The 19,258-nt window shown below is 59.5% G+C and carries 16 protein-coding genes; 8 read left to right on the top strand and 8 right to left on the bottom strand.

Annotated elements, in window-relative coordinates:
- Nucleotides 1–4: 4 nt before the first annotated feature.
- Together E4O98_RS15170 and gpmI are read right to left on the bottom strand one after the other, a co-directional pair.
- The gene (locus E4O98_RS15170) at nt 5–1,300 is read right to left on the bottom strand and encodes a murein hydrolase activator EnvC (RefSeq protein ID WP_005783927.1); all 1,296 of its coding nucleotides are present in this window, start codon (nt 1,298–1,300) and stop codon (nt 5–7) included.
- A gap of 258 nt (nt 1,301–1,558) precedes the next feature.
- Nucleotides 1,559–3,085 (bottom strand): 2,3-bisphosphoglycerate-independent phosphoglycerate mutase, encoded by a 1,527-nt coding sequence (gene gpmI / locus E4O98_RS15165; RefSeq protein WP_078820066.1) that lies wholly within the window; start codon nt 3,083–3,085, stop codon nt 1,559–1,561.
- 151 nt (nt 3,086–3,236) lie between these two features.
- Here gpmI and E4O98_RS15160 point away from each other — a divergent pair, with 151 nt between their 5' ends.
- Genes E4O98_RS15160 through secB form a run of 3 tightly spaced genes read left to right on the top strand, consistent with a single transcriptional unit; the run spans nt 3,237 to nt 4,428 of the window.
- On the top strand, nt 3,237–3,650 hold the full coding sequence (locus E4O98_RS15160; protein WP_003187796.1) for a rhodanese-like domain-containing protein: 414 nt from the start codon (nt 3,237–3,239) through the stop codon (nt 3,648–3,650).
- 1 nt (nt 3,651) lies between these two features.
- Nucleotides 3,652–3,906, top strand: coding sequence for a glutaredoxin 3 (gene grxC / locus E4O98_RS15155; RefSeq protein ID WP_078820067.1), 255 nt, complete (start codon nt 3,652–3,654; stop codon nt 3,904–3,906).
- A gap of 42 nt (nt 3,907–3,948) precedes the next feature.
- Nucleotides 3,949–4,428, top strand: coding sequence for a protein-export chaperone SecB (gene secB, locus E4O98_RS15150; RefSeq protein WP_005783933.1), 480 nt, complete (start codon nt 3,949–3,951; stop codon nt 4,426–4,428).
- Between the two features lie 126 nt (nt 4,429–4,554).
- On the opposite strand, the gene E4O98_RS15145 is transcribed toward secB, so the two are convergent.
- The gene (locus E4O98_RS15145) at nt 4,555–5,010 is read right to left on the bottom strand and encodes a tRNA (cytidine(34)-2'-O)-methyltransferase (RefSeq protein WP_003171120.1); all 456 of its coding nucleotides are present in this window, start codon (nt 5,008–5,010) and stop codon (nt 4,555–4,557) included.
- On the opposite strand from E4O98_RS15145, the gene E4O98_RS15140 reads away from it, so the two are divergent.
- Complete coding sequence (locus E4O98_RS15140; protein ID WP_148853055.1) at nt 5,009–5,449, top strand: hypothetical protein; 441 nt, start codon at nt 5,009–5,011, stop codon at nt 5,447–5,449. The genes E4O98_RS15145 and E4O98_RS15140 overlap by 2 nt on opposite strands.
- A 449-nt stretch (nt 5,450–5,898) precedes the next feature.
- On the opposite strand, the gene ntrC is transcribed toward E4O98_RS15140, so the two are convergent.
- The 4 genes from ntrC to glnA all read right to left on the bottom strand — a co-directional run bounded on the left by ntrC (nt 5,899) and on the right by glnA (nt 10,891).
- A complete protein-coding gene (ntrC, locus tag E4O98_RS15135) occupies nt 5,899–7,335 on the bottom strand; it encodes a nitrogen regulation protein NR(I) (RefSeq protein ID WP_003187806.1) in 1,437 nt (478 codons plus the stop codon).
- Complete coding sequence (gene glnL / locus E4O98_RS15130; RefSeq protein ID WP_005783937.1) at nt 7,332–8,417, bottom strand: nitrogen regulation protein NR(II); 1,086 nt, start codon at nt 8,415–8,417, stop codon at nt 7,332–7,334. The genes ntrC and glnL overlap by 4 nt, the downstream gene beginning before the upstream one ends.
- A gap of 320 nt (nt 8,418–8,737) precedes the next feature.
- Entirely contained in the window at nt 8,738–9,274 is a 537-nt protein-coding gene (locus tag E4O98_RS15125) for a chorismate mutase (RefSeq protein ID WP_248135638.1), read from the bottom strand.
- A gap of 210 nt (nt 9,275–9,484) precedes the next feature.
- Nucleotides 9,485–10,891 carry a type I glutamate--ammonia ligase gene (gene glnA, locus E4O98_RS15120; RefSeq protein ID WP_005783941.1) on the bottom strand — a complete coding sequence of 469 codons (1,407 nt, stop codon included), beginning with the start codon at nt 10,889–10,891 and terminating at the stop codon, nt 9,485–9,487.
- 334 nt (nt 10,892–11,225) lie between these two features.
- Here glnA and thiI point away from each other — a divergent pair, with 334 nt between their 5' ends.
- Nucleotides 11,226–12,680 carry a tRNA uracil 4-sulfurtransferase ThiI gene (thiI, locus tag E4O98_RS15115; RefSeq protein ID WP_005783943.1) on the top strand — a complete coding sequence of 485 codons (1,455 nt, stop codon included), beginning with the start codon at nt 11,226–11,228 and terminating at the stop codon, nt 12,678–12,680.
- 139 nt (nt 12,681–12,819) lie between these two features.
- Nucleotides 12,820–14,640: a translational GTPase TypA gene (gene typA / locus E4O98_RS15110; protein WP_005783945.1), complete on the top strand. Its 1,821-nt coding sequence runs from the start codon at nt 12,820–12,822 to the stop codon at nt 14,638–14,640.
- A 193-nt stretch (nt 14,641–14,833) separates the two neighbouring features.
- On the opposite strand, the gene E4O98_RS15105 is transcribed toward typA, so the two are convergent.
- Nucleotides 14,834–15,268: a YkgJ family cysteine cluster protein gene (locus E4O98_RS15105; protein WP_003187815.1), complete on the bottom strand. Its 435-nt coding sequence runs from the start codon at nt 15,266–15,268 to the stop codon at nt 14,834–14,836.
- Nucleotides 15,269–15,504: 236 nt separating this feature from the next.
- Here E4O98_RS15105 and E4O98_RS15100 point away from each other — a divergent pair, with 236 nt between their 5' ends.
- Together E4O98_RS15100 and E4O98_RS15095 are read left to right on the top strand one after the other, a co-directional pair.
- Entirely contained in the window at nt 15,505–17,955 is a 2,451-nt protein-coding gene (locus E4O98_RS15100) for a glycogen/starch/alpha-glucan phosphorylase (RefSeq protein WP_248135637.1), read from the top strand.
- Nucleotides 17,956–18,137: 182 nt separating this feature from the next.
- A complete protein-coding gene (locus E4O98_RS15095) occupies nt 18,138–19,148 on the top strand; it encodes a class 1 fructose-bisphosphatase (protein ID WP_032878350.1) in 1,011 nt (336 codons plus the stop codon).
- Nucleotides 19,149–19,258: the final 110 nt, after the last annotated feature.

Raw genomic sequence — 19,258 nt, 5'->3', positions numbered from 1 at the left:
GGCCCTATCCTTGGGAACGGCACCATTGTGCGGGATCGCTCGGGCGACCCTGCTGACGAATAGCGAAGTACAGCGCCGGTGTGTCCTGGCCGCCACTGTTACCGACAGTGGAGATGGATTCACCGGCTTTTACAACATCACCTGCCGACTTGAGTAATGTCTGATTGTGGCCGTAAAGGCTCAAATAGCCATTTCCATGGTCGAGAATCACCAGTAAACCGGCGCCCCGCAGCCAATCGGCAAACACCACGCGCCCACCGTGAACGGCATGGACCTGGCTGCCGGCTGAGGCGCTGATCATCACCCCATCCCACTTGGCGCGGGTGTCATCGCCACGGGTTTCCCCAAAGCGTGCCAATAGTCGACCATCAACCGGCCATGGAAGTTTGCCCCGCGCTGAAGCAAAAGGGCCGCCGAATGACTCGCCGCTGCTGGAAACCAGCGGGCCGGGGCTGGCGCGCGCGGGTTTGCGCGGTGCTGGCGCGTCGCTGGTGGCAGCCAGTTCGGCCTCACGCTGGCGCTTTTTTTCCGCTTCCTGCTGGGCGATCAGCGCTTTTTGCCGCGCTTCTTCGGCCTCGCGTGCCTGGCGGGCCAGGGTTTCTTCGATGGTCTTGAGCACTTTGGCCAGGTCGGCCTGGTCCTGCTCGCGGGCCTGGAGCTTGGCGTCGCGGGCCTTTACATCGCTGTTGAGCTTGGCCAGGGCCTGCTGGCGCTCCTTGCGCACCTTGTCCAACTGGTCGCGCTGAACGTCGAGGGCGCTTTTCTGGTCGAGCAGTTGCGATTGCTGGTCGGCAATTTCCTGCTCGACATTGGCCAATTGGCGCAGGGTTTCATTGAAACCCTTCAATTGCGCCAGGCGCGCCTGGCTCAGGTAATCGTAATAGGTGAGGGTGCGGGCGAATTTTTCCGGGTTCTGCTGGTTGAGCAGCAGCTTGAGGTATTCCTGGCGACCGCTCTGGTAGGCGGCACGGGCCTGGATCGCGATCAGGCGTTGCTGTTCAACGCGTGCGCTCTGGAGTTTTTTTTTCTCAGCGTCGAGTCGCTCCAGTTCCGACTCGCTCTTCTTTAGTTCTTTTTGCAGCTCCTGGACCTGCTTCTCAAGCTTGCCCATTTCGGTTTCGGTGCCGCGCAGGTCTTTTTGCACCCCGGATTTTTCTTCCTGGAGCTTGCCGAGCAGCTTTTTCAGCTCGGTAATGTCCTGACGCGTAGCGTCCAACTGTTGTTGGGTTTGTGCGCGCTCATCGGCAAACGCCGGTTGGAGCAGGCAGACAAGAGCAAGGGTTATCAAGGCGCGAAGCATAGAGGCGGGCGACACCAGGGGAAAAGGACGGCCTAGTATGCCCGCCAAGCGCTGCAAAAAAAACGCCCAATTGGGGAGTTACGGCAAGATAGGTGCCGAGTGGCGGTGGTATGGCAAAAAGACATCTATCAAACACCACAAAACCAATGTGGGAGCGGGCTTGCCCGCGATTGCGGTGGGTCAGCGACATAGATGTCGACTGATTAGCCGCTATCGCGGGCAAGCCCGCTCCCACACTGTTTTGTGGCGTACTTTGGATCAGACCAGGATCGAGGTCCCAGTCATCTCTTCAGGCTTCTCCAGCCCCATCAGCATCAGCATGGTCGGCGCCACATCCGCCAGCACGCCACCTTCACGCACTTTCAGGTCACGTTTGCCGACATAGATGAACGGCACCGGCTCGGTGGTGTGGGCGGTGTGTGCCTGGCCGGTGGATTCGTCGGACATCTGCTCGCAGTTGCCATGGTCTGCGGTGATCAGCGCTTCGCCGCCGACTTTTTCCAGGGCGTCGACAATGCGGCCAACGCACAGGTCCAGGCATTCAACGGCCTTGACCGCCGCTTCCAGGTTACCGCTATGGCCGACCATGTCGCCGTTGGCGTAGTTGACCACGATCACGTCGTAACGCTGGTTGTCGATGGCATCGACGATTTTGTCGGTCACTTCCGGCGCACTCATTTCCGGCTGCAGGTCGTAGGTGGCGACTTTTGGTGACGGGATCAGGATGCGCTCTTCGCCCGGGAACGGTTCTTCACGGCCACCGGAGAAGAAGAACGTCACGTGGGCGTACTTCTCGGTCTCGGCGATGCGCAGCTGGGTCTTGCCGTTTTTCGCCAGGTAATCACCCAGCACGTTTTCCAGGCTGCCCGGGGCGAACGCCGACGGGGCCGGGATGTTGGCGGCGTACTGGGTGAGCATGACGAACTCGACTTTCGGCTGGCGTGCGCGCTCGAAGTCCTTGAAACCTTCATCGACGAACACATGGCTCAGCTCGCGGGCACGGTCGGCGCGGAAGTTCATGAATACTACGGCGTCGCCGTCTTCGACCTTCACCGGCTCGCCGATGGTAGTGGCCTTGACGAACTCGTCGCTTTCGCCACGGGCGTAGGCCGCTTCCAGGCCTTCCTGGGCCGTGGCGGCATTGAATTCGGCCTGGCCGTCGACGATCAGGTTGTAGGCCTGGGACACGCGGTCCCAGCGGTTGTCGCGGTCCATGGCGAAGTAACGGCCCACCAGGCTGGCGATGCGGCCCTTGCCGAGGGCGGCGAAGGTGGTGTCGAGCAGTTCGATGGACGATTGCGCGCTTTTCGGCGGGGTGTCGCGACCGTCGAGGAAGGCGTGCAGGTAGATCTTGTCGGCGCCGCGCTTGAAGGCCAGTTCGGCCATTGCCACCAGATGATCCTGATGGCTGTGTACGCCGCCGTCCGACAGCAGACCCATGAAATGCACGGCCTTGCCGGCGGCCACGGCTTTATCCACCGCGGCGCAGATGGTCGGGTTCTCGAAAAACTCGCCATCGCGGATCGCTTTGGTGACGCGGGTGAAGTCCTGGTATACCACTCGTCCGGCGCCGAGGTTCATGTGGCCGACTTCCGAGTTGCCCATCTGGCCGTCCGGCAGGCCCACGTCCATGCCGGAACCGGAGATCAATCCGTTGGGGACGGTAGCGCTCAGGCGGTCCAGCACGGGCTTGTTGGCCGAGTACACGGCGTTGTCGTGGTGGCTTTCACTGTGTCCGAAGCCATCGAGAATTATCAGGACCAAAGGTTTAGGCGTGGTAGTCATAGATCCTCTCGCGGCGGTAATAAAGGAAGACAATGGAAAAGGGAGTGGCAGTTTAAAGCGAAGTTCCGAGCGCGTCACCGCTTTACGGGGGTTGGCCCTCCTTGGCGGCTGTGTATACTTACCGCCATTTTAACGCCCTGGAACCTCCTTGATGGTTGATCACCTGATTGCATTTGCCACTGCCCACTACCTGCTCGTGGGTGCCTTCGTCATCCTGCTGGCGTTGCTGATCGCACATGAACTGAGCCGCGGTGGTCGCAGCCTGAGCACGTCGGAGCTGACCGCGCTGGTCAACAAGGATGAGGCCGTTGTCGTCGATATTCGCCCGGCCAAGGATTATGCCGCCGGCCATATCGTTGGCGCCCTGAACATTCCCCAGGACAAGCTGATCGCACGCTTGGCCGAGCTGGAAAAATACAAGGCCAAGACCATCATTCTGGTCGACGCCCAAGGCCAGCACTCCGGCACCCACGCCCGCGAGATGCTCAAGACCGGCTTCACCGCCGCCAAGCTGTCGGGTGGTATCAGCAGCTGGCGTGGCGATAACCTGCCGTTGGTGAAGTGACATGAATAAGGTTGTCGTGTATTCCAGCGATTGGTGCCCTTACTGCATGCGGGCCAAGGCCCTGCTTGAGAAAAAGGGTGTTGCCTTCGAAGAGATCAAGGTCGATGGCAAGCCCCAGGTGCGTGCCGAAATGGCCCAGAAGGCCGGCCGCACGTCGGTCCCGCAGATCTGGATCGGCGCCAAGCACATCGGTGGTTGCGATGACCTGTTCGCCCTGGAGCGCGCCGGTAAACTTGATGCGCTGCTGTCCGTCTGACTGCTAACCCCTTAAGAACCCCAAGATAAAGAAGGATCTGCGATGACTGATCAACAGAACACCGAAGCAGCGCAAGACCAAGGCCCACAGTTTTCGCTGCAGCGTATCTACGTGCGTGACCTGTCGTTCGAAGCGCCGAAAAGCCCGGCGATCTTCCGTCAGGAATGGACCCCAAGCGTTGCCTTGGACTTGAACACCCGTCAGAAAGCCCTGGAAGGCGACTTCCACGAAGTGGTGCTGACTCTGTCGGTCACCGTCAAGAACGGCGAAGAAGTGGCCTTCATCGCTGAAGTGCAACAGGCCGGTATCTTCCTGATCCAGGGCCTGGACGAAGCGTCCATGAGCCATACCCTGGGCGCGTTCTGCCCGAACATCCTGTTCCCGTATGCCCGTGAGACCCTGGACAGCCTGGTTACCCGTGGCTCGTTCCCGGCGCTGATGCTGGCTCCGGTGAACTTCGATGCCCTGTACGCCCAAGAGCTGCAGCGCATGCAACAGGAAGGCGCGCCGACGGTTCAGTAATCTCGAACCCGACGCAGCACTCAATGTGGGAGGGGGCTTGCTCCCGATAGCGGTGGAACAGTCACTTAGATGTCGACTGACACTCCGCCATCGGGAGCAAGCCCCCTCCCACATTTGTTTTGCGTGCTACTTGAAACCGAGTTGGCGCCAGCCTTCGTAGACGGCGACGGCTACGGTGTTGGACAGGTTCAGGCTGCGGCAGCCCTCACGCATCGGCAAACGCAGGCGATGGCCATCGGGCAGGGCGTCGAGCACCTCGGCCGGCAGGCCACGGCTTTCCGGGCCGAACAGGAAGGCATCGCCCTCGGCAAAGCTGGCATCGTGAAATGGTCGCGAACCCTTGGTGGTGAATGCGAACAGGCGCGGATGGCCCAGGCTTTCCAGGCAACTGGCCAGGTCTGCATGGCGCTTGAGGGTGGCGTACTCGTGGTAGTCCAGCCCGGCGCGGCGCAGGCGCTTGTCGTCCATGTCGAAGCCCAACGGCTCGATCAAATGCAGGTGGCAGCCACTGTTGGCGCACAGCCTGATAACGTTGCCGGTATTCGGCGGAATTTCTGGTTGAAAAAGGATGACGTGAAACATGCACGGCTCCGAAGGCAAAGATGCGCTGCATTCTACCCCTGAAGAAGACCCGAGGCCGAAGCTATTGCCGAGGGTTTTGGGCTCGTTGGCGATTGTCGGCTTGATGGTGGGTTTGATGATCGGTCGCCTGACCACGCCAGCCCCAGTCCAGTTACTGGAGGTGGTGCCTGCTGTCGACGGTGTAGCGGTGTGGTTCAACCGTGAGCCCAAGCTGCACGGTGAGCATATCGACGGCACCGTGGCGCTGCTGTTTGACGCCCAGGGCAAGGCGGCCAGCGGGCAGCTCAAGGTCAATGACAAGGACGTGAACTGGCGTGTGCGCAAGACCGATGGCGGTTTGCTGCTGAACCTGGTGGCGGCGCGACCGTTGCGTGGGGAGTGGAAAGGCGAGCAGGTCGATGACCGCTGGCGGCTGGAGGTCCATCTCCAGGAGCAATAAAAGAGGGAGTTCCCGGCCTGCCTGTACCAGGGCTCCCAAAACGGGGTGAAGCCTAAGGCTTCGGTGTTAAAGAGGGGATTCTCGGCCTGCCTGTACCAAGGTCCCCGAAACTGGGTTGTACGAGGGTTATTGCAGGGCGCGTGCCAGAGTTTGCAATTTCACCCATAAAATTTTTCCAAAAAGCGCAAAGCCCCGTAATCCGGGGCTTTGGTGGTTTCAGCTTGCGAGAGTTGTCCCGCGATAACGGTCTTCCACGTATCCAGCCCGTGCCCGATGCCGGTTCATGGTGCATTGAAGCGGTGCACAGTCGTGGAATTGCAGAGATCCAAATGTGGGAGGGGGCTTGCTCCCGATAGCGGTGGGTCAGACACAGATGTGGTGACTGAACTACTGCTATCGGGAGCAAGCCCCCTCCCACATTAGACTTTCAGTGGAACTGGGATGTGTGATCAGGCCTCATCACCCTCATCATCATCCCCACCATCCACCTTCATCCCCAACTCCTTGATCTTGCGCGTCAGGGTATTGCGCCCCCAACCCAGTAGCACGGCCGCATCGCGACGGCGGCCGGCGGTATGCTTCAACGCGGTCTCAATCATGATCCGCTCGAATGCCGGCACGGCGCTGTCCAGCAGGTTCGACTGGCCGCGCGCCAACGCCTGGTCGGCCCATTGGCGCAGCGCTTGTTCCCAGTTGGTTACCGGTGCCGAATCCTGCGGCAGGCTCAGCAGCTCAGGCGGCAGGTCGCTGATATGCACTTCACGCCCGGAGGCCATTACGGTGATCCAGCGGCACGTGTTCTCCAGCTGGCGCACGTTGCCGGGCCACGGCAGGTTCTTGAGGTATTCCTCGGTCTCGCTTTTCAGCAGCTTCGGCTCTACGGCCAGCTCCAGGGCGGCGCGGCTGAGGAAGTGGCGGGCGAGGGTGGGAATGTCTTCGCGGCGGTCCGACATGCGTGGGATATGGATACGGATCACATTGAGGCGGTGGAACAAGTCCTCACGGAACTTGCCCGCGTGTACCAGGGTTTCGAGGTTCTGGTGGGTGGCCGCAATGATGCGCACATCGACCTTGACCGGTGTGTGCCCGCCGACACGATAGAACTCACCGTCCGCCAACACCCGTAGCAAGCGGGTCTGGGTATCGGCCGGCATGTCGCCGATCTCATCGAGAAACAGCGTGCCGCCGTCGGCCTGTTCAAAGCGCCCGCGCCGCAGGTTGGCCGCGCCGGTAAACGCGCCTTTCTCATGGCCGAACAGCTCGGACTCCATCAGGTCCTTGGGGATCGCCGCCATGTTCAGCGCGATAAACGGCGAGGCCGCACGCGGGCTGTGGCGGTGCAGAGCATGGGCCACCAGCTCTTTACCGGTGCCCGACTCGCCATTGATCAGCACAGTGATGTTGGAGTGGCTCAAGCGCCCGATGGCGCGAAACACTTCCTGCATCGCCGGCGCTTCACCGATGATTTCCGGGGTACGGGTCAGGGTTGGCGGGGCTTCCTGGTTCTGTTGTTCCTGGGCGTGCTGGTTGGCGCGCTTGACCAGCGCCACCGCCTCATCCACGTCGAATGGCTTGGGCAGGTATTCAAAGGCGCCGCCCTGGTAGGACGCGACAGCGCTGTCCAGGTCCGAGTGCGCAGTCATGATGATCACCGGCAAGCGCGGGTGCTGCTCGCGGATGCGCGCCAGCAAGTCCAGGCCGCTTGCGCCGGGCATACGAATGTCGGAGATGATCACGTCCGGCTGCTGGCGTGCCAGGCGGCTCATCACTCCGTCGGCGCTGTCGAAGCTCTGGGTGGTCATGCCTTCCTGTTGCAAGGCTTTTTCCAGGACCCAACGGATAGAACGGTCGTCATCGACGATCCAGACAGTTTCACTACGGCTCATGTCGTGGGGGCTCCTTGTTCCAATGGCAGGAAGATCGAGAACGTGGTGTGGCCGGGATGGCTCTCACATTCGATCAGGCCCTGGTGCTGGCTGATGATGTTCTGGGTAATGGCCAGGCCCAGCCCGGTACCGTCCGGGCGGCCACTGACCATGGGGAAGAAGATGGTTTCCTGCAGTTCGGCGGGAATGCCGGGGCCGTTGTCGATGATCTCGACCTTGGTTACCAGGCGATGGCGTACATGGCCGATGGTGAACTGGCGCAGGGCGCGGGTACGCAGGCTGATGCGGCCCAGGCGCAGCTCGTTCTGGCTGCTGATGGCCTGCATGGCGTTGCGCACGATATTGAGCACCGCCTGGATCATCTGCTCGCGGTCGATCAATACATCGGGAATGCTTGGGTCATAGTCGCGTACCAGGGTGATACAGCCCTGGCTTTCGGCCTCGACCAGTTGGCAGACGCGCTCCAGCACCTCATGCACGTTGGTCATCGCCAATGACGGCAACTTGTTGGAGCCGAGCATCCGGTCCACCAGGTTACGCAGGCGGTCGGCTTCTTCGATGATGACGTTGGTGTAGTCCTTGAGATGCTCCTCGGGCAGCTCGCGGGCCAGCAGCTGCGCGGCGCCGCGAATCCCGCCGAGCGGGTTCTTGATCTCGTGAGCCAGGCCGCGCACCAGCATCTTGCTGGTTTCCTGCTTGGACAGCTGCGCCTCTTCCTTGGTGATGCGCAGCAGGCGGTCGCGGGGGTGTACTTCGAGCAATAGCAGCGTGGCGCCATTGCTCAGAATGGGGGTTACGGCGTAATCGACCGTCAGGGTCTGGCCGGTGAGGGCGGTGAGCATCGCTTCGCGCTTGGTGAACGGATGTGCCTGCTCCACGGCCTGGCGCAACGAGCTCAAGGCTTCGGCCGACTCGGTGAACAGCTCGCTGATGAACTGCCCATGGCTGCGCTGGCCGCTGATGGCCAGGAGCATCTCCGCCGCCGGGTTCATGTACTCAAGGCGCAGGTCGGCATTGAGCAGGATGGTCGCGGTGGTCAGGTTGTCGAGTAACAAACGGTGCAGTGCATCGCTGATGGTCATCGGGACCTCTTTTGGAGCAAGGCGCAGGCTTGAGGCACACGCTGATACAAGGAAAATGCAAAAACCAAACCAAGGCTCCGAAAAGAAGCGTTAAAGCCCTGAAATAGGGGTTTGTGGCGCGAAACTGTGGCGTTCTGCCAGCTTTGTCGGGAAGATTCGAACCAAAATGGGCTGTGGCTGGAGTAAGGGTGCAACCTATCGCACCAATATAGTGCGGTTTTGTGAAGGTTGTTCAGGAAGCTGCCAGAGATGGCCCTGAATGCATACAGTCCAAATGTGGGAAGGGGCTTGCTCCCACATTTTTACCGGGTTTGCAGTCATTAACCTTTGTAGATGCAGAGTTCGGCGGTGGCGCGGATCATTGCCAGTTGGCGCAGCGGATCGTTCAAAGGCTCATGCACGGCGGTGGCCAGCCATTGGGGGCACTGTGGATCGGCACGGTGCGGGGTGAAGTCGGCCAGTTGTTGCAGCAGGCGTTTTTGCAACTCGTCCAGTTGCGGGCGGATCTGCTTGACCAAATCCGGGCGCGGATCGTCGGGGGCCTTGCCCTGGAACTGCCAGTCGGACAGGTGGGTGTATTGCACCAGTTTGTTCGCCTCGATCTGTGCCGAGAAAAACTGCTCGGCGGCGGCAGGGTCAAGCTTGTAGCTCGGGGCTTGGGCGACGACGCTGGCGATCACTTCCTGCTCGCGTTTTTTGTCTTCGACGGGCTTGTGGCTGTCCCATTTGCTCAAGGCCACCTGATCGGCAATCTCCAGGCGTTCGGCGATGCTGTTGAGCAGTGGCTCCAAGGTAGGTGGGGCGGCGTAAACACCGGCGCTGACGAACAGCAGGGCGAACACGAATTTATGTTTCAACGCAGATCTCCTTGTGGGAGGGGGCTTGCTCCCGATGGCGGTGTGTCAGTAACACACATATTGCCTGACACTCTGCCATCGGGAGCAAGCCCCCTCCCACCTTTTTGATTGGGTTTGCAGATTTGAAGCTGCATAACGCCCAGGCAAAAAAAAGACCTCCCGGGGGAGGTCTTTTTCGTCACGCCGCTCTTAAGAAGCAGCGCTACCGGATCAGCAGCTGTAGTACAGCTCGTATTCCAGTGGGTGTACGAAGGTGCGCACCTTGATTTCTTCTTCGCTTTTCAGGGCGATGTAAGCGTCGATGAAGTCGTCGCTGAACACGCCGCCTTTGGTCAGGAACGCACGGCCCTTGTCCAGCTCTTCCAGGGCTTCTTTCAGGCTGCCGCACACTTGTGGGATCTCTTTGGCCTCTTCAGGCGGCAGGTCGTACAAGTTCTTGTCGGCGGCGTCGCCAGGGTGGATCTTGTTCTGGATACCGTCCAGGCCGGCCATGACCAGTGCAGCGAAGGCCAGGTATGGGTTGGCAGCCGGGTCCGGGAAGCGAGCTTCGATACGGCGAGCGCGCGGGCTGGACACGTAAGGAATACGGATCGAGGCAGAGCGGTTACGCGCCGAGTAGGCCAGCATTACCGGCGCTTCGAAACCTGGGACCAGACGCTTGTAGGAGTTGGTCGACGGGTTGGTGAAGCCGTTCAGGGCCTTACCGTGCTTGATGATGCCGCCGATGAAGTACAGGGCGGTGTCGGACAGGCCGGCATAACCTTCACCTGCGAAGGTGTTCTTGCCTTCTTTGGCGATGGACAGGTGAACGTGCATACCCGAACCGTTATCGCCGTACAGAGGCTTGGGCATGAAGGTAGCGGTACGGCCGTAAGCGACGGCAGTGTTGTGTACGCAGTACTTCAGGGTCTGAACTTCGTCAGCCTTGGCCACCAGGGTGTTGAACTTCACACCGATTTCGTTCTGGCCGGCAGTCGCCACTTCGTGGTGATGCACTTCGATGACCAGGCCCATGTCTTCCATGGCGTTGCACATGGAGGTACGGATTTCGTGGTCGTGGTCGAACGGTGGAACCGGGAAGTAGCCGCCTTTGATGCCTGGACGGTGGCCATGGTTGCCGCCTTCCACGTCCTGGTCGGACATCCACGAACCTTGTTCGGAGTAGATCTTGAACATGGAGCCGGAGATGTCGGACTTGAACTTCACTTGGTCGAAGATGAAGAACTCTGGCTCCGGGCCCACGAATACAGTGTCACCAATACCGGTGGACTTCAGGTATTCCTCGGCACGCTTGGCGATCGCACGTGGGTCGCGGTCGTAGCCTTGCATGGTCGACGGCTCGATCACGTCGCAGACCAGGATCAGGGTCGGCTCTTCGGTGAACGGGTCCAGCACGGCAGTGCTGTCGTCCGGCATCAGGATCATGTCGGAAGCTTCAATGCCTTTCCAGCCGGCGATGGAGGAGCCGTCGAACATTTTGCCTTCTTCGAAGAAAGCATCATCCAGCGCGTCGCGAGCCGGCATGGTCACGTGGTGCTGAGTGCCTTTTGTGTCCGTGAAGCGCAGATCAATCCATTTAACGTCATGATCTTTGATGAGTTGAACCGACTTCGACATGGTGTCCTCCGGGTGGCTTCGGGCTTGGGTAGTGGAGTTAGCCCTTAGAATGTGGGTGATGCCGGCGCGGATACTCCGCCAAGGCAACCTGCCTCACAAGAGAGCAAATTACATGCCAGTGCGCCAACATGGTCTTTTTGCCTCAAAATGGCCCCTATAGCGGTGCAATAGGCCAAAGCGCGAGAAATAGCGCACTGCAATGTAGCGTTTATTTGTGTAAATGACCCGTTTTGGTGCGTTGCACGTTCGATGCATATTAACTGGTTAAACCTTGAGCGATTTCCGCTATAATCCGCGCCCCCCTTTTTCAGCAGGCCCGGCGCGCGCTGTTTCCATGAAATTAATCGTTAAAGTCTTCCCCGAGATCACCATCAAAAGCCGACCGGTACGGACGCGTTTCATCCGTCAGTTGGCCAAGAACATCCGTGCCGTGCTCCGTGACCTGGACCCGGCTGTGGTGGTGAACGGTGTTTGGGACAACCTCGAGCTGGAAACCCGCATTACCGACGCCAAAGCCTTGAAGGACATGACCGAGCGCCTGAGCTGCATGCCGGGCATCGCGCATTTCCTGCAGGTGGATGAGTACCCGCTGGGCGACTTCGACGACATCACCGAAAAGTGCAAGCAGCACTACGGCAGTGCACTTGAAGGGAAGATTTTTTCGGTGCGCTGCAAGCGTGCCGGCAAGCACACCTTCAGCTCCATGGATGTCGAGAAATACGTCGGCAGCAAGCTGCGTCGCGAGTGCGGCGCCGCTGGAATTTCCCTTAAAGCGCCGCAAATTGAAGTGCGCATGGAAATTCGCGACCAACGGTTGTTTGTGATCCACAGCCAGCACAACAGCATCGGCGGCTACCCGCTGGGCGCCCTGGAACAGACCCTGGTATTGATGTCCGGCGGTTTCGATTCCACGGTGGCGGCCTACCAGATCATGCGCCGCGGCCTGATGAGCCACTTCTGCTTCTTTAACCTGGGCGGGCGTGCCCATGAATTGGGCGTGATGGAAGTTGCGCACTTTATCTGGAAGAAGTACGGCAGCTCCCAGCGCGTGCTATTTGTAAGCGTGCCGTTCGAGGAAGTGCTGGGCGAAATTCTCGGCAAAGTCGATAACAGTCATATGGGCGTGGTATTGAAGCGTATGATGTTGCGCGCCGCGTCCCGAATCGCCGATCAATTGCAGATCGACGCGCTGGTGACCGGCGAGGCGATTTCCCAGGTGTCCAGCCAGACGCTGCCAAACCTGTCGATCATCGACTGCGTCACCGAGAAGCTGGTGTTGCGCCCGCTGATCGCCAGCCACAAGCAGGACATCATCGACCTGGCAGAGCAAATCGGCACCGCCGACTTTGCCAAGCACATGCCCGAGTACTGTGGGGTCATCTCGGTGAACCCCAAGACCCACGCCAAGCGTCACCGCGTGGAGCATGAAGAGAAAGAATTCGACATGGCGATTCTGGAGCGTGCGCTCGAGAACGCCAAGCTGGTCCCAATCGATCGGGTGATCGACGAGTTGGGCCAGGATGTAAAAATCGAAGAAGTCAGCGAAGCCCTGGCCGGCCAGATCGTCATCGACATCCGTCACCCGGATGCCGCTGAGGATGAGCCGCTGGAAATCGCCGGCATCGACGTGCAAACGCTGCCGTTCTACGCACTGAACGCGCGTTTCAAGGAACTGGATAACAGCCGTCAGTACCTGTTGTATTGCGACAAAGGCGTGATGAGTCGCCTGCATGCCCACCATTTGCTCAGTGAGGGGCATGCCAATGTGCGCGTTTATCGACCGAGCTAAGAGCCCGGGGCTGTTTGCCTGTGGCCTGCGTCACCGGCCCCCCGACTCTGCCGTCAAGCTGTAACGGCAAGGCCTGACTCTACTGTTAATCGCTGCCACGACCTGTCAGCACACCGAATCCTCTGATCGAGATACACAAGTGATCGAAAATCTACGTAACATCGCCATCATTGCTCACGTTGACCATGGTAAAACCACCCTGGTAGACAAACTCCTGCGTCAATCCGGCACCCTGGAGCGCAACGAGCTCAACGACGAGCGCGTGATGGACTCCAACGACCAGGAAAAAGAGCGCGGTATTACCATCCTGGCAAAAAACACCGCCATCAACTGGAACGGCTACCACATCAACATCGTGGATACCCCGGGCCACGCCGACTTCGGCGGCGAAGTAGAACGCGTAATGTCGATGGTTGACTCCGTTCTGCTGCTGGTTGACGCTCAAGACGGCCCTATGCCGCAAACCCGTTTCGTGACCAAGAAGGCTTTCGAAGCCGGCCTGCGTCCGATCGTGTGCATCAACAAGGTTGACCGTCCAGGCGCGCGTCCGGACTGGGTTCTGGACCAGATCTTCGACCTGTTCGACAACCTGGGTGCCACCGAAGAACAGCTGGACTTCCAGGTCATCTACGCCTCGGCCCTGAACGGTATTGCTGGTCTTGACCACACCGACATGGCTGAAGACATGACCCCGCTGTACCAGTCGATCGTCGACAACGTACCCGCGCCGAAAGTTGACCGTGACGGCCCGTTCCAGATGCAAATCTCGGCACTGGACTACAACAGCTTCCTGGGTGTTATCGGCGTTGGCCGTATCGCTCGTGGTAGCGTCAAGCCGAACACCCCGGTTGTGGCTATCGGCGCCGACGGCAAGAAGCGTAACGGTCGTATCCTGAAGCTGATGGGTCACCACGGTCTGCACCGTATCGACGTTGAAGAAGCTTTCGCTGGCGACATCGTATGCGTAAGCGGCATGGACTCGCTGTTCATCTCCGACACCCTGTGCCAGCCGGACAACGTTGAGGCGATGAAGCCTCTGACCGTTGACGAGCCAACCGTTTCCATGACCTTCCAGGTAAACGACTCGCCGTTCTGCGGTAAAGAAGGCAAGTTCGTGACCTCCCGTAACATCAAGGAGCGTCTGGACAAGGAGCTGCTGTACAACGTTGCTCTGCGCGTTGAAGAAGGCGACTCGGCTGACAAGTTCAAGGTCTCCGGCCGTGGTGAGCTGCACCTCTCGGTACTGATCGAAACCATGCGTCGCGAAGGCTTCGAAATGGGTGTTGGTCGTCCGGAAGTGATCATCCGTACTGTTGACGGCGTGAAGCAGGAACCGTTCGAAAACGTCACCATCGACACCCCTGAAGAATCCCAGGGCAAGGTCATGGAAGAGATGGGCCTGCGTAAGGGCGACCTGACCAACATGGTGCCGGATGGCAAAGGCCGTGTACGTCTGGAATACAACATCCCTGCTCGTGGTCTGATCGGTTTCCGTAACCAGTTCCTGACCCTGACCAACGGTGCTGGCATCCTGACCTCGATCTTCGATCGCTACGACACCATGAAGTCCGGCGACATGTCCGGCCGTCAGAACGGTGTTCTGGTATCGGTAGAAACCGGCAAGGCGCTGACCTACTCCCTGGAAACCCTCCAGGCGCGTGGCAAGCTGTTCGTTGAACACGGTCAAGAGATCTACAACGGCCAGATCGTTGGTCTGAACAGCCGTGACAACGACATGGGCGTCAACCCAACCAAAGGCAAGAAGCTCGACAACATGCGTGCTTCGGGCAAAGACGAAACCATCGCTCTGGTTCCACCTGTTCGCTTCACCCTGGAACAGGCCCTGGAATTCATCCAGGACGACGAGCTGTGCGAAGTCACGCCTAAGTCGATCCGCCTGCGTAAGAAGATCCTGGACGAAGGCGAGCGTACCCGCGCTGCCAAGAAAGCCAAGAACTGAGTTAACTCAGGCTGAATGAAAAACGCCCCCGGTCGAAAGGCCGGGGGCGTTTTTTTGTGCCCGCAGTTTGTGTGTTGTCTTTACTGGCCCCATCGCAGGCAAGCCAGCTCCCACATTTGAATGTGTTCCCAAATCAAAATGTGGGAGGGGGCTTGCCCCCGATGAGGCCCTTCAGAACACTACAAAACCCGAGTCAGAATTTATCGAGAGTCTTGAAGTTGGTCTCGCGTACCACTTCCTTGGGCTTGTAAGCGCAATACCCCGGCCGCGGCCCGATTTTCGGGTGGTTGCGGCAAGTATCCGGGCGCTTGTCATAAATAGTGCAGAAGCGCGTCTTACGATCCAGATACAGGCAGTCGTTGTTGCTCATGCGCTGCAGGGTAAAAATCTCGGATTTGTTGTTGTAGCGCTCGACGATGCCTTCTTTCTGCAAACGCTTGGCGATGTTCTTCGGCGGGTCGCCGCGCTCGAACTCGTCGACGATGCCAATGCGGATCAGGTCCTTGATCTTCACCTCAACCGGCAGGGTGCAACAGCTGGACACGCAGCCGCCGCACATGTGGGCGGAATATTTCTGCCACGTTTCGAGACGGTCGAGTTCCGCGGCGGCGATCAGTTGAGGCTTCATCAGGGTTCCAGGGTGGGGCGGTATAAGGGCGCGGGATCATACCGGGATTGGTGGTTTTTTGAACAATATTTTACGGTTTCAGCTCAAAGGCTTCGCCGCGGCCTGATCGGGCACGACCCCTGCATCAAATTCAGCCAATGGTGAATGAGTTAAAAAACTGCCGAACCAGCACGTCTACCGTCTGTCAGACCGACTAGGCTCTAGCAACTCCTTCAATCTCGCCCGAGGTCGCACCGATGTCTCAGGAACCGCTTGCACGAGAAGCAGAGGTAGCCGCATTCCGCGATGCTGTCTTGACCAAACTCACCTACGCGGTGGGCAAAGACCCGGATCACGCCTTTGACCATGACTGGTTCGAAGCCATTGCCCTGGCCGCCCGCGACCAGATGGTCGATCACTGGATGGACCACACGCGGCGTATTTATCGCAAAGGCCAGAAGCGCGTTTATTACCTCTCGCTGGAATTTCTCATTGGCCGTCTGTTGTACGACAGCCTGAGCAATCTGGGCGTGTTGGAGATCGCCCGTGAAGCGCTGTCGGAGTTGGGCGTCGATCTGGAGCGCATCCGCCTGCTTGAGCCCGACGCGGCGCTCGGCAATGGTGGCCTGGGCCGTCTGGCGGCGTGCTTTATGGAAAGCATGTCGACCTTGGGGATTGCCGGCCATGGCTATGGTATTCGCTATGAACACGGCTTGTTCCGCCAGGCCATCGTTGATGGCTGGCAGCAGGAGCAGACCGAACGCTGGCTGGATTTTGGTAACCCTTGGGAGTTCGAACGCGCCGAAGTGATTTACCCGATCGGCTTTGGCGGCAGCGTCGAAACCCTGGCGGACGCCTCCGGCAAGATGATCCAGGTGTGGTCGCCCAACGAAACTGTCAGGGCTGTTGCCTATGACACCCCGGTAGTCGGCTGGCGTGGCGCCAGCGTCAACACCCTGCGCCTTTGGCGTGCACGGGCAGTGGAAGACTTGCACCTGGAGCGCTTCAATGCCGGTGACCACTTGGGCGCCGTCGCCGAGGTGGCCCGTGCCGAAAGCATCTCTCGCGTGCTTTACCCGGCCGACAGCACTGAAGCGGGGCAGGAACTGCGCCTGCGCCAGGAGTACTTCTTCGTTTCGGCGTCCTTGCAGGATTTGCTGCGCCGCCACAAGAACATGCATGGTTCGGTGCTGAGCCTGGGCGAACACGCGGCGATCCAGCTCAACGACACCCATCCGTCCATCGCTGTGGCCGAGCTGATGCGCCAACTGGTCGACCTGCATGACGTGCCGTGGGAAGCTGCGTGGGATGTCACCGTCGAAACCCTGTCGTACACCAACCACACCTTGCTGCCCGAAGCGCTGGAAACCTGGCCCGTAGGTCTGATGGAGCGCATGTTGCCCCGGCACATGCAGATCATCTACCTGATCAACGCCCAACACATCGACTCGCTGCGCGCCAAGGGCATCCACGACTTCGACGTACTGCGCGCCGTCTCGCTGATCGAAGAGGACAACGGCCGCCGCGTGCGCATGGGCAACCTGGCATTCCTCGGCTCCCATAGCGTCAACGGTGTATCGGGCCTGCATACCCAGTTGATGCGCAGCACGGTGTTCTCCGAGCTGCACAAGCTGTATCCCGAGCGCATCAACAACAAAACCAACGGCATCACCTTCCGCCGCTGGTTGTACCAGGCCAACCCCAAGCTGACCGATATGCTGGTGGAAGCCCTGGGGCCGGATATTCTCGACCAGCCCGAGCAGCGCTTGATCGAATTGGAGCCGTTCGCCGAGAAGCAGGCTTTTCGCAAGTCCTTCGCTGAACAGCGCCTGCACAGCAAGCGTGCACTGGCCCAGATCATCCATGAGCGCCTGGGTATCGCGATCAACCCGGCGGCGATGTTCGATGTGCAGGTCAAGCGCATTCATGAGTACAAGCGCCAACTGCTCAACCTGCTGCACACCGTGGCGCTGTACCAGGCGATCCGCGCCGAGCCGGGCACCGACTGGGTGCCACGGGTGAAAATCTTCGCCGGCAAGGCTGCAGCCAGCTACCACCAGGCCAAGCTGATCATCAAGCTGACCAACGACATCGCCCGTACCGTCAACAACGACCCGACCGTGCGCGGTCTGCTCAAAGTGGTGTTCCTGCCCAACTACAACGTCAGCCTGGCGGAGAGCATCATTCCGGCGGCGGACTTGTCGGAGCAGATTTCCACTGCCGGCTTCGAGGCCTCGGGTACCAGCAACATGAAGTTCGGCCTCAACGGCGCGCTGACCATCGGCACCATGGACGGCGCCAACGTGGAGATGCACGAGCGGGTCGGTGCCGAGCACATGTTTATCTTCGGCCTCAGTGCCCAGCAGGTGGAAGCCCGCAAGCACGCCGGTGAGTTCAACGCCGGGCCGGACATCGCCGCGTCCCATCGCTTGAACGACGTGTTGCAAGCGATCCGTGGCGGGGTGTTCTCGCCGGATGATCCGGGGCGCTATGTGGGCCTGATCGATGGGCTGATCGACTACGACCGTTTCCTGGTGTGTGCCGACTTTGATTCCTACTGGGACGCCCAGGCGCGGGTCGAAGCCCACTGGCACGATTCCAAGGAATGGTGGCGTTCGGCGGTGCTCAATACCGCGCGCATGGGCTGGTTCAGCTCGGACCGGACCATCCGCGAGTACGCCACCGATATCTGGAAAGCCCTCGACTGACCACTGCGGTTAAAAAATGTGGGAGGGGCAAGCCCCTTCCCACATGGGTTCTGCGATGTTGGAGAGGGTCGTGGCGCCAGGTCGTGAACTCTATTGGCGTTAAATCCTCTGATTAGAGGAAATAACCCTCGACTCGCGTTAAACTGCGCGGGTTTTCAGCCCCCCATTCTCCGGAGCCTTCCATGTCCCGCGTTACCCTGAGTCGCTATTTGATCGAGCAGACCCGCAGCAACAACACGCCTGCCGATCTGCGCTTCCTTATCGAAGTGGTGGCGCGTGCTTGCAAGGAAATCAGCCACGCCGTTTCCAAAGGCGCACTGGGCGGCGTCCTGGGCAGCATGGGCACTGAAAACGTCCAAGGTGAAGTGCAGAAGAAGCTCGACGTACTCTCCAACGAAATCCTGCTCGAAGCCAACGAATGGGGCGGTCACCTGGCCGGCATGGCGTCCGAAGAAATGGACAATGCCTACCAGATCCCTGGCAAGTACCCGAAAGGCGCTTACCTGCTGGTATTCGACCCACTGGACGGTTCTTCCAACATCGACATCAATGCACCGGTCGGCACCATCTTCTCGGTACTGCGTTGCCCGAATGAATACCTGAGCCAGAACGAAGCCCTGAACGAAAAGGCCTTCCTGCAGCCGGGCACCGAGCAGGTCGCTGCCGGTTATGCCATCTACGGCCCGCAGACAATGCTGGTGCTGACCCTGGGTGATGGCGTCAAAGGCTTCACGCTGGACCGCGAAATGGGCAGCTTCGTGCTGACCCACGAAGACATTTCGATTCCTGCTTCTACCCAGGAATTCGCCATCAACATGTCTAACCAGCGTCACTGGGAGGAACCGGTGAAACGCTACGTCAACGAGTTGATGGAAGGCGAAGAAGGCCCGTTGAAGAAGAACTTCAATATGCGCTGGGTCGCTGCGATGGTTGCCGATGTGCACCGCATCCTGACCCGTGGTGGCCTGTTCATGTACCCACGAGACAGCCGCGAGCCGTCCAAGCCGGGCAAACTGCGCCTGATGTACGAAGCCAACCCGATGTCGTTCCTGGTTGAGCAGGCAGGCGGTGCGTCCACCGATGGCCACCAGCGCATCCTCGACATCCAGCCTGAAGGTTTGCACCAGCGTGTGGCGGTGTTCCTGGGTTCCAAGGAAGAAGTTGAGCGTGTGACCAGCTACCACAAGAAGTAATACACGGCGATAAGTTATCCACTGTGTTGTGAGGCCGTTCACCCTTGAAGAAGCCCCGAAACGTTTCAGCGTTTTCGGGGCTTTTTTGTTTTCGCTCGTCGGGAACCAGA

This window comes from Pseudomonas sp. W2Jun17, assembly GCF_023127795.1.
GTDB lineage: Bacteria > Pseudomonadota > Gammaproteobacteria > Pseudomonadales > Pseudomonadaceae > Aquipseudomonas > Aquipseudomonas synxantha_A.
The sequence above is the reverse complement of the archived record's forward strand: the minus strand, read 5'-3'. Positions and strand labels throughout refer to the sequence as shown.

Excerpts from the sequence above, each read along its gene's own strand:
- E4O98_RS15170 (WP_005783927.1), bottom strand. The coding sequence starts at position 1,300 with ATGCTTCGCGCCTTGATAACCCTTGCTCTTGTCTGCCTGCTCCAACCG.
- gpmI (WP_078820066.1), bottom strand. The coding sequence starts at position 3,085 with ATGACTACCACGCCTAAACCTTTGGTCCTGATAATTCTCGATGGCTTC.
- E4O98_RS15160 (WP_003187796.1), top strand. The coding sequence starts at position 3,237 with ATGGTTGATCACCTGATTGCATTTGCCACTGCCCACTACCTGCTCGTG.
- grxC (WP_078820067.1), top strand. The coding sequence starts at position 3,652 with ATGAATAAGGTTGTCGTGTATTCCAGCGATTGGTGCCCTTACTGCATG.
- secB (WP_005783933.1), top strand. The coding sequence starts at position 3,949 with ATGACTGATCAACAGAACACCGAAGCAGCGCAAGACCAAGGCCCACAG.
- E4O98_RS15140 (WP_148853055.1), top strand. The coding sequence starts at position 5,009 with ATGCACGGCTCCGAAGGCAAAGATGCGCTGCATTCTACCCCTGAAGAA.
- E4O98_RS15145 (WP_003171120.1), bottom strand. The coding sequence starts at position 5,010 with ATGTTTCACGTCATCCTTTTTCAACCAGAAATTCCGCCGAATACCGGC.
- ntrC (WP_003187806.1), bottom strand. The coding sequence starts at position 7,335 with ATGAGCCGTAGTGAAACTGTCTGGATCGTCGATGACGACCGTTCTATC.
- glnL (WP_005783937.1), bottom strand. The coding sequence starts at position 8,417 with ATGACCATCAGCGATGCACTGCACCGTTTGTTACTCGACAACCTGACC.
- glnA (WP_005783941.1), bottom strand. The coding sequence starts at position 10,891 with ATGTCGAAGTCGGTTCAACTCATCAAAGATCATGACGTTAAATGGATT.
- thiI (WP_005783943.1), top strand. The coding sequence starts at position 11,226 with ATGAAATTAATCGTTAAAGTCTTCCCCGAGATCACCATCAAAAGCCGA.
- E4O98_RS15105 (WP_003187815.1), bottom strand. The coding sequence starts at position 15,268 with ATGAAGCCTCAACTGATCGCCGCCGCGGAACTCGACCGTCTCGAAACG.
- E4O98_RS15100 (WP_248135637.1), top strand. The coding sequence starts at position 15,505 with ATGTCTCAGGAACCGCTTGCACGAGAAGCAGAGGTAGCCGCATTCCGC.
- E4O98_RS15095 (WP_032878350.1), top strand. The coding sequence starts at position 18,138 with ATGTCCCGCGTTACCCTGAGTCGCTATTTGATCGAGCAGACCCGCAGC.